The 16,178-nt window shown below is 49.3% G+C and carries 13 protein-coding genes; 4 read left to right on the top strand and 9 right to left on the bottom strand.

Going from position 1 to position 16,178, the window contains the following annotated elements:
* Positions 1-10 precede the first annotated feature (10 nt).
* From J3369_RS14880 to J3369_RS14870, 3 genes are all read right to left on the bottom strand, one after another.
* Complete coding sequence (locus tag J3369_RS14880) at positions 11-589, bottom strand: manganese efflux pump MntP (protein WP_349588257.1); 579 nt, start codon at positions 587-589, stop codon at positions 11-13.
* 104 nt (positions 590-693) lie between these two features.
* Complete coding sequence (locus J3369_RS14875) at positions 694-2,808, bottom strand: TonB-dependent siderophore receptor (RefSeq protein ID WP_502877459.1); 2,115 nt, start codon at positions 2,806-2,808, stop codon at positions 694-696.
* Positions 2,809-2,954: 146 nt separating this feature from the next.
* A complete protein-coding gene (locus J3369_RS14870; protein WP_349588254.1) occupies positions 2,955-4,856 on the bottom strand; it encodes a monovalent cation:proton antiporter-2 (CPA2) family protein in 1,902 nt (633 codons plus the stop codon).
* Between the two features lie 445 nt (positions 4,857-5,301).
* Here J3369_RS14870 and J3369_RS14865 point away from each other — a divergent pair, with 445 nt between their 5' ends.
* Entirely contained in the window at positions 5,302-6,573 is a 1,272-nt protein-coding gene (locus J3369_RS14865; RefSeq protein WP_502877458.1) for a sugar MFS transporter, read from the top strand.
* 104 nt (positions 6,574-6,677) lie between these two features.
* On the opposite strand, the gene J3369_RS14860 is transcribed toward J3369_RS14865, so the two are convergent.
* From J3369_RS14860 to pqqA, 6 genes are all read right to left on the bottom strand, one after another.
* Complete coding sequence (locus J3369_RS14860; protein ID WP_349588251.1) at positions 6,678-7,904, bottom strand: insulinase family protein; 1,227 nt, start codon at positions 7,902-7,904, stop codon at positions 6,678-6,680.
* A gap of 12 nt (positions 7,905-7,916) precedes the next feature.
* A complete protein-coding gene (gene pqqE / locus J3369_RS14855; protein ID WP_349588248.1) occupies positions 7,917-9,044 on the bottom strand; it encodes a pyrroloquinoline quinone biosynthesis protein PqqE in 1,128 nt (375 codons plus the stop codon).
* The gene (pqqD, locus tag J3369_RS14850) at positions 9,037-9,303 is read right to left on the bottom strand and encodes a pyrroloquinoline quinone biosynthesis peptide chaperone PqqD (protein ID WP_349588245.1); all 267 of its coding nucleotides are present in this window, start codon (positions 9,301-9,303) and stop codon (positions 9,037-9,039) included. The genes pqqE and pqqD overlap by 8 nt, the downstream gene beginning before the upstream one ends.
* Positions 9,300-10,055 carry a pyrroloquinoline-quinone synthase PqqC gene (gene pqqC / locus J3369_RS14845; RefSeq protein ID WP_349588242.1) on the bottom strand — a complete coding sequence of 252 codons (756 nt, stop codon included), beginning with the start codon at positions 10,053-10,055 and terminating at the stop codon, positions 9,300-9,302. Before pqqC ends, pqqD begins: the two co-directional genes overlap by 4 nt.
* A 15-nt stretch (positions 10,056-10,070) precedes the next feature.
* Positions 10,071-10,994, bottom strand: coding sequence for a pyrroloquinoline quinone biosynthesis protein PqqB (pqqB, locus tag J3369_RS14840; RefSeq protein ID WP_303572963.1), 924 nt, complete (start codon positions 10,992-10,994; stop codon positions 10,071-10,073).
* Positions 10,995-11,148: 154 nt separating this feature from the next.
* Entirely contained in the window at positions 11,149-11,220 is a 72-nt protein-coding gene (gene pqqA, locus J3369_RS14835; RefSeq protein ID WP_083273040.1) for a pyrroloquinoline quinone precursor peptide PqqA, read from the bottom strand.
* A gap of 594 nt (positions 11,221-11,814) precedes the next feature.
* On the opposite strand from pqqA, the gene J3369_RS14830 reads away from it, so the two are divergent.
* From J3369_RS14830 to J3369_RS14820, 3 genes are all read left to right on the top strand, one after another.
* Positions 11,815-12,033 carry a hypothetical protein gene (locus tag J3369_RS14830; protein WP_303572964.1) on the top strand — a complete coding sequence of 73 codons (219 nt, stop codon included), beginning with the start codon at positions 11,815-11,817 and terminating at the stop codon, positions 12,031-12,033.
* 411 nt (positions 12,034-12,444) lie between these two features.
* Positions 12,445-14,319 (top strand): DUF885 domain-containing protein, encoded by a 1,875-nt coding sequence (locus J3369_RS14825; RefSeq protein WP_349588239.1) that lies wholly within the window; start codon positions 12,445-12,447, stop codon positions 14,317-14,319.
* Positions 14,320-14,585: 266 nt separating this feature from the next.
* Positions 14,586-15,992 (top strand): zincin-like metallopeptidase domain-containing protein, encoded by a 1,407-nt coding sequence (locus J3369_RS14820; RefSeq protein ID WP_349588236.1) that lies wholly within the window; start codon positions 14,586-14,588, stop codon positions 15,990-15,992.
* The last annotated feature ends 186 nt before the right edge of the window (positions 15,993-16,178 follow it).

Raw genomic sequence — 16,178 nt, 5'->3', positions numbered from 1 at the left:
TTGTCTCTGTTTACATTGCAGATAAATGAGAATACAAAATCCAGCTGCCGATGCCAATCAGCACAATCCCGCCCACGGCTTCAGCTTTTTCGCCCACGATGTGGCTCAGTTTATGTCCCAGCAGTGCCCCGATGGTTACCATCAGGCAGGTGGCCAGGCCTATCATCAACGCAGCGAGTGCAATATTGACATCCAGAAAGGCGAAACTTACACCGACAGTCATGGCATCGATACTGGTGCCGAATGCGGTAAGCGTATAAGCCATAAAGGATTGTTTCTGAGCCGGTACTGCTTCGCCGGGGCTATCTTCTTCATCACCATTAAACGACGCGTAAATCATGTGTGCGCCTAACAGCACCAGCAAGCCGAATGCTATCCAGTGATCGTACTGCTCAATGTATTCTGCGCCGGCGGAACCAATTAACCAGCCGATGACAGGTGTGATCCCTTCGATAACGCCAAACAGCAGGCCCAGCTTTAACGCATTGATGAAGCGCGGTGACTGCAATTGACTGCCTTTACTGAGAGAGGCAGCAAAAGCATCGGTAGACATCGCAAAAGCGATGAGTAAAAGATTAAAAAACGGCACGGTTTAACTGCGGTGGTGTGAATTGGCGGGCATATTACCGTACGGGAGCGGTGAAGTAATCCTGTAAAGCGACCGGCAACGGGCTTTACAGGATTAGTTGGTCATCAGAAGTCGTAGCTGAGCTGTACAACTATCTCCCTTGGCTCACCGGGGAAGTGGCCATTACGTTCACTGAATCCGCTGACTGCGTAGACTTTATCAAACAGGTTCCGTACGTTTATGCTTAGCAGCAGGTCATCCCATGACGTTGTCCAGCTGGCATCAAACACGGTGTAGGGGTTCACTTTTTGACCGTCCAGGCTTCGTTGTTCACTGACGTAATCAACCCCGAATGCCACGGAAGAATCAATACTGTCGATAGCATAGCGTGTCCAGAGTCCTGCCTGATGGCGGGGTGTATTGGCCAGGCGGGTACCGTCATAAGTGTTGGCGGTTTCGCCTGATGCAATCCGCGTATCGTTATAGGCATAGTTGGCAGTCACGCTGATGGCATTAGTAAGATCACCCACCAGAGTGAACTCTGCGCCTTCGCTTTCCACCAGTCCGAAATTTATCAGTGCCGGCTCTGTGGCATCGTTTTCACCTTCGATGTAGTCCGGATTGGCAATCACAAGGTTTTCTTTGTCGATTTGATAAACGGCAACGGTTGTCATGATGCGGTTATCCAGCCAGCTTTGCTTGAGGCCCAGTTCCACCTGTTCGCCGGTTTCCGGAGAAAGTTGAACAGGGCCGGCTTCCGCGAAGTCGTTGGGATCCACAGGGTTGAAACTCTGCGAATAGTTCAGGTAAACGGTAGTGTTGTCTGACGGCGTGTAGATAAGGCCGGCGCGGGGCGATATATCACTGTCAGAATATTCCGCCAGCGTTTCTTTGTTTTCTTCATCGAAATGATCAAGTCTGGCACCTGCAAGCAGGGCCCATGAAGGGGAGAACTGGATCTTGTCCTGAATGTAGGCACTCATTCGCTGACGTTTATTGCCGTCACGGTTCATGTCTGTGAGATCGTATGTTGAAGGGTCGGTAATGCCGTAATTCAGGGTAAAGATATTCAGGTTGGCAACGCCGTCCGCTTCATAACGGGCACGGAAGTAGTCGTATTCCGTTTCCATATTGTGGAAGTCACCGCCAAACAGGAACTGGTGTGCGATTCCTCCTGTGTCAAAATCATACACGAAGTCCAGTGTCAGACTGATTTCATCATTTGCTCTGTACTGTTTACGGTATTCGCGACGGATAATTTGATCATCAATATTGGCTTCACCGTCGCCATTGGCATCTACCCAGCTTCTGGATTCATGATAGGCCTGCTCACGCTCGTTATCCAGATAACGCAGGGTGCCGTTAAACGACAGACTGTCTGTGAAGTTGTGGGTCAGGTTTGCCTGTAAAACCAGCGCTTCGAGCTCCTGATAATCGCCTTTCTCGTTTGCGTTGTAGCTGCGATCAACAATGAAATTCCCGTTGTCATCTACGGGTACTCCGCGAAGACGGTTGCCGCCCAGGTTCTGCACAATGTAATCGAAGGTTGTGTTCAGGGTGGTATCCTGTCCTGACAGGAAAGTCATGCCGCCGGCCAGTTCAATATTTTCTGAATCAGCGTTATTTCTGAAGCTGTCCTGGCTTTCGTAGAACCCGCCTAAACGGTATGCTGCGGTGTCAGATAACGCACCGGTAAAGTCAGCTGATGCGCCGGCCAGTGAGAAATTACCGCCTGTCAGGGTGATATTTTTCTTTTCTTCAAAAGACGGTTTCCGGCTGACGTAGTTAATCATACCGCCCGGCTCGCCGCCGCCATAAAGGGAAGCCGCCGGCCCTTTCAGCACTTCCACACGTTCCACGTTAAAAAGCTGAGGCACACTGAAGCCGGAGAAAGGATCGCCGCGGACGCCATCATAAAACACATTACCGTCATCTCTGAAGCCACGGAATGTCACGCCGGAGTAACTGAATTCACTGACCCCGGCAATAGAGCGGTACATATCCGTGATGTCGCGGGCTGCCTGATCCTGAATGAGCTGGCGGGTTAACACCTGTACCGACAACGGGATTTCCATAATATCTGCGTCGGTCTTTGTTCCAAGGCGGGTATGGCTGTCCAGATAGAATTGCTGAGCACGACCTTTTACTTCGATTTGTTCTACATCTTGCTGGTCCTGAGCACAGACAGACATTGTCGTCAGCGCAGCTGCGACAGCCAGAAAGAGGGGGTGATATTGCATGAAAAGAAAAGCCTGAAAGTTGAGATATGTTAAGAACTGATAATTATTCTCATTCTCAATGTAATTGCAAGCTTTTCTCTGAAAAGTTGATTTAACGGCACTTCATAATATGCAGAAATTTAACGTCACTCACACAGATCGGCAGCTTATTCATTCTTCGATCCTTCCGCACTGTTTACCACCGTTTCCTGATGATGAATGTGAGGTGTGGCCTCTTTTTCTGCTTCTTTCAGGGCTTCCTGAATTAATGTCTCAAGCTGGATAAACAGCTTAATAAAATTGTTGTCGATACGCTCGCCACTGGCATCGTCCAACCAGGCCGTATAAAGCGTATCACTTTGCTTCGCTTCAATAGCCTTGTAAGCCGCGACTTGTTTCTTCGCCTGAATAGGGTGAATGCCTAATGACCGTAGCGCTTCAGCACCCATTTCAAGCGCTGAATGGTAGGTTTCTGACACCACAAAATCGACACCTGCCTGCCGGAGTCTGTAGCCGTGTCCGCGGTCAAAGGCGCGGGATAATACTTTAACGCGGGGATAGGCATGCTTGATGTATTTCACCATGTCGATGCTGCTTTCTTTATCATTGATGGCAATAACCAGCATCGAAGCGTGTTCGATACCCGCTGTGTGCAGCATATCGGGTTTGGATGCGTCTCCGAAATAGGCCTGAGTGCCGATACGGCGCATGTTATCAATCTGTTCAGAGCGGATATCCAGTACGACGGTTTTAATGTTATTGGCTAACAGCAGGCGGTTAACGATTTGTCCGAAGCGACCGATCCCGGCAATGATCACTGTGCCTTTTTCTTTTATCTCGTCTGGTTTTCTGCGGTTACTTCGCCCGGTGTACAGGGGCATAATGACTTTATCGAAAAGAATAAACAGCCCCGGGGTTAAGAACATGGAGAAGGCAACGACCAGTGACAATATTTCAATCAGCCCAGCCGGTAATACAGCGTTCTGACCAGAGAAGCTCAGCAGCACAAAGCCAAATTCACCGGCCTGAGCGAGACTGAGGGCAAATAACCAGCGGTTTGCAGCTTTGAGTTTAAAAAACAGGGTGACGACAAACAGCACCAGCGATTTCACCAGCATGACGGTGAGGGTAAGGCCAAGTATGATAAGTGCATTGTCAGTGAGAATGTCTACGTTAATACCGGCGCCGACAGTGATAAAAAATAACCCGAGGAGCAGCCCTTTAAACGGTTCAACATTCGCTTCCAGCTCATGGCGGAACTCACTGTTGGCCAGCACAACACCGGCAAGGAAGGCGCCTAATGCGGGGGATAATCCCACCAGGCTCATCAGCGCGGCAATACCTACCATCAGCATGAGAGCGGTCGCGGTGAAAATTTCCCGTAAGCCTGACGAGGCCACGAATTTGAATAATGGCCTGCTGAGATAGTGACCGCCAACGGTTACAACAGCCACAGATGCAATAATTACAATGGCGTACAGCCAGGCTGGTAAGCCCTCCACCAGACTGAAATTATTCCCGTGGCTGCCACTGTCAGTATGCTGAGAAGCTAATTCGGGCAGCGCGAGGAGCGGTATCAGTGCCAGCATGGGAATAACGGCGATATCCTGAAACAGCAAAACCGAAAAAGCGCTTTTACCGCCCTCAGTTTGTTGTAATCCTTTTTCCTGAAAGGTTTGCAATACAATGGCGGTGGAAGACAGTGAAAATATCAGGCCGATGGTGAGCGACACCGACAGGGTTTGTCCCAGAGCCTGCGCCAGCAGGGTAATGAGAACTGTTGTGAGCAGCAATTGTAATCCGCCCAGTCCTATCAGCCGGGTTTTCATTGCCCATAATGATTTGGGTTCCAGTTCCAGCCCTACAAGGAACAGCATCATGACCACGCCGAACTCGGCAAAATGCTGAATCGTTGTGGTTTCATCTCCTACCAGTCCGAGCAACGGCCCGATGGCAACCCCGGCCACCAGATATCCGAGCACAGAACCCAGCCCTGAACGTTTGGCAAGCGGCACTGCGATGACCGCAGCAACCAGATAGATGAAAGCTTGCAGAAAATACCCTGTCATGGCGTAAGTGTCGTCCTTAAACAGAAAATGGGGAAAAATAGTGTGCTGAGACCGGCTGGCTGTGCCGGTAATCTGATTAAAACGGCAGGGAGCAACCACAGGCTGATTATGTCGCTATCGGGCACAGCGGGCAATGTACCGGCAGAGGAAATCCTATAAATTTTGGCTATATCTGATATTCAGTGATATGCAATTATGTTTTTTGTTAGGGCAGTTAACAAATTGTGAATTCATTGTTTGACATTCGATGTCATTTCACTGAGTATTTAGGCACTTTGCGCCCCGCTATGAACCAGAACAACACCCTACAAAAGATTTGCTCAACCAGGCAAACGCATATTGTTCGGGCAGGGAAAAGTACCTGACTGATAACGCTCAGCGGCGTGCGCTGACCGCTTATCGCTTCACGCAATAACAACGAACAATATCAAAAAGAGAGTACATTATGGCTGGTTCGCCTTTACCTCAATCAGACAACGTTCAGTCGAATAGCACATCAACACCGAAGTTTGCTTTATCAGTAATGACAAGCATCTTCTTCATCTGGGGATTCATTACGTGTCTGAATGACATTTTGATCCCGCATTTGCGGATGCAGTTCGATCTGAGCTACACCCAGGCCATGTTGATTCAGTTTTGCTTTTTCGGCGCTTATTTTATTTGCTCAATTCCTGCAGGGCGCATTGTGGGACGCATTGGCTACAAGAAGGGCATGGTAACCGGCTTGTTGATCACCGCTGTAGGCGCTGGTCTTTTCTATCCTGCAGCAGCCACTGCCCAGTACGTATTCTTCCTCGCGGCACTGTTTGTGCTGGCTTCCGGCATCACGTTGTTGCAGGTTGCAGCAAACCCTTACGTGGTGGCGCTGGGTCCGTCGTCGACAGCTGAAACCCGGTTAAACCTGACACAGGCATTTAATTCTCTGGGCACCACTGTGGCGCCTTTGTTTGGCGGCTTGCTTATTTTCGGTCTGGCAGCGAACGCCACTGCAGAAGCCCACGCTGAAGCAGTACAAATCCCTTATATCGGCATTGCGGCGTTTCTGATTTTGCTGGCGGTGATCGTGTCGAAAACCTCGTTGCCGGTGATTGCATCACAGGAAAAGCCGGTGAAGCCGCTCTCCTTTGCGCAACTGAAACAATATCCTCACTTACTGTTCGGTGTACTGGGTATTTTCCTGTATGTCGGCGGTGAAGTGGCAATCGGCAGCTTCTTGGTGAATTTCCTCGGTGAGAGCCATATTGGTGGCATGAGCGAAGAAACAGCCTCTGCGTATGTCGCTTATTACTGGGGCGGTGCCATGGTTGGCCGGTTTGTCGGTAGTTATGTAATGCTGCGGGTCAGTGCACACAAAGTACTGACGGGTAATGCGGTTATCGCCATGGTACTTATCATTACAGCTATGATGACATCCGGTCAGGTTGCGGTATGGGCAATTCTGCTGGTGGGCCTGTTCAACTCTGTCATGTTCCCGACCATTTTCAGCTTGTCACTGAAAGGCATGGGGCAACATACCTCTCAGGCATCCGGCCTGCTGTGTCTGGCTATTGTGGGCGGCGCACTGGTTCCCCTTTTACAGGGTGTAATGGCTGATGGTATGGGTGTGCAGTTGGCGTTCATCGTACCTGTGTTCTGTTACCTGTATATTGCCTGGTTCGCGTCGGTTGGCTCGAAACAGCAAAAGAATGCGCCGGACGCAGAGCTTGCTGCTTCCTGAGCGCATTGACGCATAACAGCGCATTGGCACATAACGAAATAAGGCAGGTTAATTTCCTGCCTTTTTTGTCTCTGCCTGTTGTCAGAAAAAGCTTCCGGCCCTGTTTACTTCAGGGCTGTAGTCAGCCAGAGGCAATATTCCATTCTGTTATCTGCCAGTCTGTCGTTGATAAAATAGCAAACCAGCATGTCGCCGGTCCGGCCGGTTCCCATGGCGTAGCAATGCCCGCTTATCCTGGGAGACCAGAACCGTGACTGCATTAAAACTTTATCCAGTGCTGCTTTACGGCTGTCGCTGAACGTAAAAGCGATGTACCAGTCATTGTTCGCTGCTTTTATTTGCTCAAAACTCACTAACGATGGCCACTGCGCCAGCACGTAACGGGGCAGGGGCGGGTAGTCGTTCGCCGTGCTCTGATGAAATGTCTGATGAGGTGATAATACCGTGGTGACCAGGGAAGCTGTCTCATCTGAAATCAGCTGTGGTAAAAGGGCGGGCTTTCCGCCACGGAACAGTGTCTCCAAATCCGGTTTTTTCGTCAGGTCAGCGAACGTTATGGCTGATGACTTTGCAGGATTATCAGAGACATTGGCCTGCGCCTTCAGCGTGGCTTTGTAATAACCCGTAAGTTGTTTAACTTCTTCTGAGTGCTTGTCAGTATCACTGTTATCAGGTGTAAATTCTGCCGGTACACTTAAGGATTCCGGCTTGATCTGACAAGGGACACTGCAGCCATAATCCTCAGCGACGGAGTTAAGTTTGCCAGCGATGTTGCCGGTGTCGCCATTATTGATGAGCAGTGTGATATTGTCCGGCCGGTAATACCTGCTTTTGAACCGCCTGATAACTTCAGTCGTTAACTGCGGCAATGTGCCGGTGAAGCCGCCGGTAAAAGCCTCACCGTATTTACCTTCCTCCAGCAGAGATGCCACATGTTGCCGGTAGGGAGCTTGTTGCTCGTAGAAATCCAGCTCCTGAAAGATAACGCCGTTTTTTTCCCGCAGTATATCGTCATCTGAATATTGCTGATTGAGTAAGCCTGAGTACAGAAACGACAGGGCGTGATAAAACAATGCCTCATGGTCCGTTTCGACAAAGTAAAATGTCATCTCATCTTGCGTAGAGGCATTGATACGAAGGGGGAGTAACGCCAGCGCGGCGAATAAGTTATGGGCTTCGGGGAAATGCAGAGAGCGCCTGAATACCAGATGCTCACACACGTGAGCCACGCCGGAAGCATCATTCACCGGCGTTGGCAGTGCAAATACGCCGGTAAACGGAGCCGCGGGGCCGGAACATTTTTGGATGACGGTGGCAGGTGAGGGAGACATACTGTCACCTGCTCATACAGTCACAATATCAATTTTGGTTTTCGGGTCCCGCAAAATCAAAGCTTTGTCTTCGTTACGTGCCGCTTTCTCAATCGCGGCTTCGATGGTGTGATGATGGGGCGACTTACTGCAGACCGGGTCGGCCTGATGCATATCGCCGGTGAGCATGTAAGCCTGACAGCGACAGCCTCCGAAATCTTTTTCTTTTTCATCACAGTCGCGGCAAGGGGAGGGCAGCCAGTCTGTGCCGCGGAATTTGTTGAAGGAAAAGTCCGAATACCAGATCTCGCTGAGGGATTTCTCTGTCACATTCGGGAACGTCATCGGCAGAATTTTCGCGCTGTGACAGGGCAGTGCAGAGCCATCCGGGGTGACGGTGAGGAAGGTTGAACCCCAACCGTTCATGCAGGCTTTCGGGCGGTCCTCGTAGTAGTCCGGTGATACAAAAATAAACTTTGGCCCTTTACCGCTCTGCTTTTCACGAAAAGCATTAACCTTTGCTTCCGCTTCTTCCAACGTCGCTTTTGAGGGCAATAACTGATCGCGGTTTACGTAAGCCCAGCCGTAATACTGTACGGTTGCCAGTTCGACAAAATCCGCATTCAGTTCACAGGCCAGGGTCAGTACGTCATCAATCTGATGGATATTCTGCGCCGTCAGACAGAAATTGAGGACCATGGGATAGTCGTATTGCTTGATGAGTCTGGCTACTTCCAATTTCTGCGCAAACGAATGCCTGCGGTTACCGATAAGGTCGTTATCTTCTGCATTCGCAGCCTGGAAACTCAGTTGAATATGATCGAGTCCGGCCTCTTTTAAAGCGGCAATACGCTTTTCTGTCATGCCGATGCCGGAGGTAATTAAATTTGTATAGAAACCCAGTTCGGACGCATGACTGACCATTTGCTCCAGGTCTTTACGTAGTAACGGTTCACCGCCTGAGAAACCCAGTTGCACGGCCCCCATTTCACGGGCTTCTGTCAGCACCCGCAGCCAGTGGGAAAGATCAATTTCCTCTTCTTTTGCTGTCAGGTTTAAGGGGTTTGAACAGTAAGCACAGTGCAGGGGACAGGCATAGGTGATCTCTGCCAGTAACCACAGCGGCGGACCAGCGGCCGGCGTATTCATTTCATCAGACATAATGGATCCAGTCTTTGCTTTCGGCATCGCTTAAAAACGCGGTGATATCGTCACCGATATCTTCCGGGGCTTCCGGAAACTTTGCTTTTAATGCAGTAATGATATCGTCAACAGACTGTTTACCGTCAACTTGCAACAGGATCTCTGAAGCACTGGGGTTCAGTTTCACCATACCTTCCGGGAACAGCAGGACGTAGCAATTCTGCGCTTTTTCAAATTGTAGTTTATACAACCGGTTGCGCTTCGGGATGCGTGTCATAGTAACCCCTTGTGACAAAGTGACTGGTCGCCGATCCCCGTGTAAGGTTTACGGCCGTACTCGTAAGCCAGGCTGATAGCATCTGCCATGGACCACAGAACGTCCAGTTTGAACTGCAGGATATTCAGTGCTTTTTCCTGTTGTTCGCGGGTGACAAAATGGTCCAGCGTGATTTGTAAACCGTGTTCGACGTCCCGTCTGGCCTGACTCAATCTCATCTGAAAATAGGTAAAGCCTTCCTTATCAATCCACGGATAGTGACCGGGCCAGCTGTCCAGACGACTCTGGTGTATTTCCGGAGCGAACATTTCAGTGAGCGAAGAGCAGGCAGCTTCTTCCCAGGTCGCACGGCGGGCAAAATTTACGTAAGCACCCACAGCAAATTTAACCCCGGGCAACAGGTGGTTTTCAGACAACATATCGTCACGGTCCAGGCCCACAGCTTCACCCAGCCTCAGCCAGGCTTCGATGCCACCTAAGCGCGGGTCACCGTCTTCACCGTCGTGGTCAAGGATCCGCTGGATCCACTTTCTGCGTGTGGCCATGTCCGGGCAGTTGGCCAGAATGGCTGCATCTTTAACCGGAATACACACCTGATAATAAAACCGGTTAGCTACCCAGCCCTGAATCTGCTCTTTCGTACATTCCCCCTTATTCATAGCAATGTGGAAGGGGTGATAAATATGATAGTACTCGCCTTTAGCGCGAAGTTCTTGTTCGAATTCTTGTTTTGACCACGGCTGTGCTGTCATTGTCAGTCCTCAACGTTAAAGCGTAATGTGCATGCCATCGTAAGCAAGCTCAATATGATTGTCTTCGAGGTATTGGTGAGCAGATGAGTCTTCATCCAGTACCGGATTTGTATTATTAATATGGATGAGTACCTTGCGCTCTATGTTGAACCGGTTCAGCAGGGCAACTGCACCGTCTTCACCATTTACCGGCATATGGCCCATCTGCGTTCCCAGACGGTTACTGAATCCGTTATTAATCATTTCATCATCAAGCCATAAGGTGCCGTCAAACAACACACAATCCGCTTTATCCAGCATACTCTCTACCAGCGGATTTGCCTGAACACAGCCGGGAGCATAGAAAACCGATTTGCCGGAGCGGGTATCTTCAATATGCAGGCCGATATTGTTGCCCGGCACAATGTTATCCCGGTATGAGGAATACGGCGGTGCATTTGAAGCCAGCACGACAGGATGAAAAAGAAGACCATCAGCACCTTCAGGTGTAAAAGCACTGTCGTACTCTGTATCAATTCCGTGGCGCTGAAGCCCGCCGTGCCAATGTTTAAGCATGGTGAAAAGAGGAAATGCACCGGTTAAATCTTCATAGACCACGTCAGTGCAATACACTGGCAGTGGCAAACCTTCCCGCAGCGTCAGTAATCCGGTTGTGTGATCAATCTGACTGTCGGTAAGCACAATGGAACGGATAGATGTGCCACGCTGTTGTTCAGGGTCTGCTGGCCACAGTTGAGGTGTTTGATTGATTTGCTGGCGCAGGTCTGGCGACGCATTGATCAGCACCCAGTCTGTGCCGTTGGAAGAAACCGCTATGCTTGACTGCGTGCGGGCAGACGCATTAATTGAATTCTGCCGTAACCCTTTGCAGTTTTTGCAGTGACAATTCCACTGGGGAAACCCACCACCTGCACCGGAACCTAAAACGAGAACTTGCATACTTCACCTTTACCGTCTTAGCGTTATATAAGAGGAATAAAAAAGGCTGCCAGTGGCAACCTTTCATCAGGGTGTCAGTCAGCAACGCTGAGTGTCACCGGCACCACAACCAAAGACCTGCTACTGAAATCAACAGCCAGCCTTTGCAGGGCTGTTAACGGTTTTTGATGTACAGAGTAACTTCAAAACCTAAACGCATTTCAGTATATTGAGGCTTAGTCCACATGGGGCGGCTCCTGTATTTATTAACGATGATTTAACATTCGCAATCATTATAGAAAACGACTTTTGGGAAAAAAATCCTACTTTGGCACTAGTTCCCTGATGCTGACTGCTACTTTGGGAGGAAGGCGTTTACACCTTGCTCTCATGCTTTAACCGTGCCGTTGGCTGTATTGGCTAAGCAGTTTTTTCACGGACAACCTCACTGTATGTATCTAATATAGCAGCACGGAACTGGCTTTCCACATCAATCGTCAGAGGCAAAAATTTTTTGTTGCTACAGTACCAGCCCGCACTGACCGCAATCCCGCACCGGCTTTACGCTAGTTCATGAATTCCTGCATTTGATATAACTTCCGGTTAGAACCAGGGAAGAATTTAATCTCGAACTATCACTGAAAAAATCTATCATTACTCTTGAAATCTTTCTTGAGATAGATCAAAAATTGACCTGTCGGTTTTTGTTAATTTACAAGGAGCCCAAGTTCCGGAACAGGGATTGTCCAGTGGCAATAAATTAGGTAAATAAATCTTTTCTATGATGTGATCTTTCGCAGGCAGTGAGACGAAAGAATAGGATTCTACCCGGAGAGTAAAAATGAGTATTCCTGTTGTCCGTCCGACCCTTGCCGATCAGGCGTTACGTATTGAACAATCACATATATGGCTACATTGTTTTCGCACATGTGCCAGGTGTGAATCTCTGTCTGATACGCTTACCGCCTATGATTTTAATGATGGTAGCCGTTTGATCCTTGATTCAAGCCATCCCTTTCCTCAGCCTGTAAAAAGTAAGGCAGCATTACGCATTGCCTGATCTTCTTTCCTCCAACCGGTTATCTTAACCGGACTGACTTTGAGGTTGTCGTAGTGGTGAACATTGTGTTTACCGTACCTCATTGTCCAATGGTGTAGCCAAAATAATTCCTGCTGCCAGTCTTCTGTAACACATGCCATCTGAAAAGCCCGGGCGGATTTCATCCGGACTGATGCCTTCATTACTGTTTATTATTTCTGAAATTACCTTAGAGAGATTTTGAAAGTTTACAGGGCGGGTTTCAAATTCTGTTCTCTTTTCCAGTTTTATCCGGGGACTCTGTCACTCTGCCTGATCTGACACACAATAGGGCGTGATTACGCTGACTTAATAATCCTTTGAGATCAACTGCACGGTAAGTGGCAGGATGATCGGTCACAATAGACAGAATAACTATAAACGGGAGAAACCATGAAACTCACACCTGTGTACACAGCATTACTGGCAGCGGGCCTGCTTGCCGGTTGCAACGAATCTCAGACTCCGGCAACCGAAACTACCGGCGTCACCGCTGCTCAAAAACAAGCGGCAGAAATGGCACTGACTGAAACGGCGAACACTTACACGACTGCGTTTCTGACACTACAACCGGCTTTGTCAACGATGCTGGCGTTGACGCCGGAGCAGGCTGGTGGTCCGTACAACGATAAGTTTCCAGACTACACTGCAAAAGGGATGGCTGCGCTGCAAAAAAGCATGGCAGAAGGTTCTGCGGCCCTTAAAGACATTGACCCGGCAGGACTGACGCCAGAGGCGCAGACACACCGTAATATTCTAATTAATATCTTTGACTACTACACCGGTGATACCCGTTTCCCCGCAGGCTACATTGATACCTGGGGCGGTCATCTGCCTTATATCATCAACCAGATTTCCGGCCCGTTAATCGATATGCCAAAGCTTATGCAGGTACAGCAATCTGTAAGCAATGAACAGGAAGCTGACGCTTATATCAGCCGCCTGGAGAAAATGGGTGAGTTCGCTGACGGCGTTGTGGCTAAGTTTAAAGCTGACCAAGCGAAGGGCATCGTTTTACCTAAAAAACTGCATCCGAAGACCATCGCCTTTTTCAACAATTTTCTCGCCAGTGAACCTGCAGATCATGAACTGGTGAAAACCTTTGCAGAAAAGCTCACCCAAGCAGAAGGCATTGATGATAAGCAACGTGAAGCGCTGGTGGCAAAGGCAACTGAACTGATGACAACGGTTGTTTATCCGGCGTGGAACCGGGCCCGCGATGCGGTACTTGAGAGCGAAGCACATGCAAGTAAAAGTGATGGTATCTGGGCGCAACCGGGGGGCGATGAGTTTTATGCTCATGAAATCCGCTTCCTTGGCGATTCTGTGTGGACGGCAGATGAAATTCATCAGACCGGTCTTGATGAAGTTGACCGGATTTCAGCGCAGATGGACACCATTCTGAAAGAAAATGGCTACAGTGAAGGGACGGTGGGGGAGCGGATGATTGCCCTTGCCGGCTTGCCTGGACAGGTATTTGATGCCACGGACGAAGGGCGTGGTGCGCTGCTGGATTATCTGAATGATGAAATTGATGCAGTGATGGCAAAAGCGCCTTCATTCTACGGCACTATTCCGGAGCAGGCTGTCGAAGTGCGCCGTATTCCACCGGTTTCGGAAGCGGGTGAAGCGGGCGGTTTTTACTCGCCGCCTTCCCTGGATGGCGCACGTCCCGGGATCTACTGGATAAACTTACGTGATATGGAAGCGGTGCCGAAATTCGGCCTGAAGACGCTGACTTATCATGAAGCCGTGCCGGGGCACCATTTCCAGATCGCGCTGAACATGGCGCAGGAAGACATTGGTCTGATGCGTCAAAACGCGCCTTTTAACGCGTATGTTGAAGGCTGGGCACTCTACTCTGAATACGTTGCTGCTGAGTATATGGGCATGTATGACGATGATCCGCTGGGGGATTTAGGACGTCTGCAGGCTGAATTGTACCGTGCGGTGCGCCTTGTTGTTGATACTGGCCTGCATCACAAGCACTGGACCAGAGAACAGGCGATTGATTATTTCCATAAAACTACCGGTACATCTTTATCTGATGTTGTGCCTGAAATCGAGCGTTACATGGCGTGGCCGGGTCAGGCACTTGGGTATAAGTTGGGCATGCTCACCTTTGTCAAACTGGAAAAAGAAGCAAGGAATGCATTAGGTGACAAATATGACATTAGAGAGTTTCATGATGTTGTGCTATTGCCCGGCGCGCGACCCATGGCTATGGTGAAAAGCGATGTTGAAAAGTGGGTCGAGTCGAAAAAATAGTACTTAAAACATTGCTTTGCATTTAATTGAGGCCGGACTTGTTCCGGCCTTTCTCATTTCTGCGCTTCAGAACGTCACCGGAAATCACCGGTTTCCCCGCAAAAAAACGGGTATGCGTACTTATTAGTATCTACATCTGATTATCATTTTGTATATCGAACACCCATAAGGGTCTGGCTACACTCCGGCCATATCAGGAAAACGACCGTTCCCGGTGGAGCATCGTGCATCAATGCCTGAAGAGAAGATAAAGAAGGATGTAGCCCATGTTGACATTATCGCAGTTTCGAAACAGTTACCCGTTGCAACTGGAATGTTCCCTTGCAACGGGAAGCAGTCCGAAAACATTGTTGCGGCTGTCTGCGAAATACAATGGCCGTGATCCTTTCAGACGCTTCGTCGAACAAACGGCGACCAGTAACCGGCCAATCCATTTTTTAGGCAATGACCGGAGTCTGGATGCCAGTGTGGCGAACTTGAGTGAGATAAGTAAGCAGATTGCAGACATTGAAGAATGGCTGGGTTTATCTTATCAGGACATTCTGAAAAAGATTTCGGGTGCATACAGTGATACACCGGTGAGTAAAATTTTTGATTTACAGGCACCGGGAAAGTGGGAAGGCGTAACCCGCAGTGAAATGCAGACACTACTGAAAGAGCTGCATTTCTGGGTGGTGTATATCAACGATCTGGACATTGTCCGTAAAGACGTGAGTTCCGCAAAGAGCTTACATTATTTCTTGCGGCGCCATCCGGTTGGAAGTTGTCAGACGCTGGCAGATGTTGTGCTGTTAAACAATGACAGCTGGGATCTGGATGAAACCCGCTATCAGGATATTCTGGCTGAATTAATCGTCAGAGATGACGACTGTATTTTGCGCTGGATAGAACAACCTGAACCGGTAGCTCATTTTAATATCCGCTCAAAAGTGCCTTATAACTCCATGCTGACCTGGGTCATGTTGTCGCTGACGTCACGGACCTACGGTTATACCAGTAATTTGTGGGGCACTAAAATTCAGTGGAAGAAACAGGGCTTTAAATTACGCAAAGATGCGAGGCCGTCACCGGTATTTCATTACTATTCCATGCCGTCGGCAGAATTGTCGTGGGGAGAAGGCGATGAAGGGGCTGCGCAGAAAGGTCGCCGTATTTCATTGGTTTACAATGCCAGTGAACTGGTTGATTACAAAGGCATGCCCTACGAAGAAGGATTCGTTGAACCCTTATCCACATTGAAGAACCGGATAGACAGATTGAATGTGGATGTCAGGGAAGGTGATGAGCCCCGTTTCCACCCGCAGGAAGATTATATCGAAATGCCGCCTGAAACCGGACTGTATGCCAAGCATGTCACAGAAGCCTGGTATCAGGCCATCTTACCGTTACTGATCCGCTGGGCCGGTCATCAGAAACGGCTGGATGTGGGACGACATTTGCTGAACCCGGTGCAGTACGACGCCTATTCCACACTGGTCACAGAAGTCGCCACGTCGAATTTGTCAGCACGCTTTGGTCTCGACAGAAAGCCATGCCAGACCAGTGTTCAGCGTATTGGTAACTGGCTGGACGAATTGCCTTCCAAAGAGCGTTTCGCGGTTGTAGCCAGTGCATCTGAGTGTGCAAACCGGCTTTGTCACTATCTCTTCCCGGACAACCGTCAGGAAGACTAAAATAGCCTGTGCAGCCTCTCTTCATAGTGGTTGCACGGACTTATTTGCTATTTTTGGCGTTTTTTTGTCCGTTTATCGTATTTTTCCCGGAGTTTGTATTGCCGTAGAACGGGAATTTGATAGAGTTGTGCAATCTGTCACCGCCTTGTCATTTCTGGCTTGCAGCGGGATAATAACGATAATTCA

The organism is Alteromonas sp. NFXS44 (genome assembly GCF_040148705.1).
Classification (GTDB): domain Bacteria; phylum Pseudomonadota; class Gammaproteobacteria; order Enterobacterales; family Alteromonadaceae; genus Alteromonas.
This window is presented reverse-complemented; position numbering and strand designations above follow the sequence as displayed.

Coding starts and splice junctions, on each gene's coding strand:
- J3369_RS14825 (WP_349588239.1), top strand. CDS start 12,445: ATGAAACTCACACCTGTGTACACAGCATTACTGGCAGCGGGCCTGCTT.
- pqqC (WP_349588242.1), bottom strand. CDS start 10,055: ATGACAGCACAGCCGTGGTCAAAACAAGAATTCGAACAAGAACTTCGC.
- J3369_RS14860 (WP_349588251.1), bottom strand. CDS start 7,904: ATGTCTCCCTCACCTGCCACCGTCATCCAAAAATGTTCCGGCCCCGCG.
- pqqE (WP_349588248.1), bottom strand. CDS start 9,044: ATGTCTGATGAAATGAATACGCCGGCCGCTGGTCCGCCGCTGTGGTTA.
- J3369_RS14820 (WP_349588236.1), top strand. CDS start 14,586: ATGTTGACATTATCGCAGTTTCGAAACAGTTACCCGTTGCAACTGGAA.
- J3369_RS14830 (WP_303572964.1), top strand. CDS start 11,815: ATGAGTATTCCTGTTGTCCGTCCGACCCTTGCCGATCAGGCGTTACGT.
- pqqB (WP_303572963.1), bottom strand. CDS start 10,994: ATGCAAGTTCTCGTTTTAGGTTCCGGTGCAGGTGGTGGGTTTCCCCAG.
- pqqD (WP_349588245.1), bottom strand. CDS start 9,303: ATGACACGCATCCCGAAGCGCAACCGGTTGTATAAACTACAATTTGAA.
- J3369_RS14865 (WP_502877458.1), top strand. CDS start 5,302: ATGGCTGGTTCGCCTTTACCTCAATCAGACAACGTTCAGTCGAATAGC.
- J3369_RS14875 (WP_502877459.1), bottom strand. CDS start 2,808: ATGCAATATCACCCCCTCTTTCTGGCTGTCGCAGCTGCGCTGACGACA.
- J3369_RS14870 (WP_349588254.1), bottom strand. CDS start 4,856: ATGACAGGGTATTTTCTGCAAGCTTTCATCTATCTGGTTGCTGCGGTC.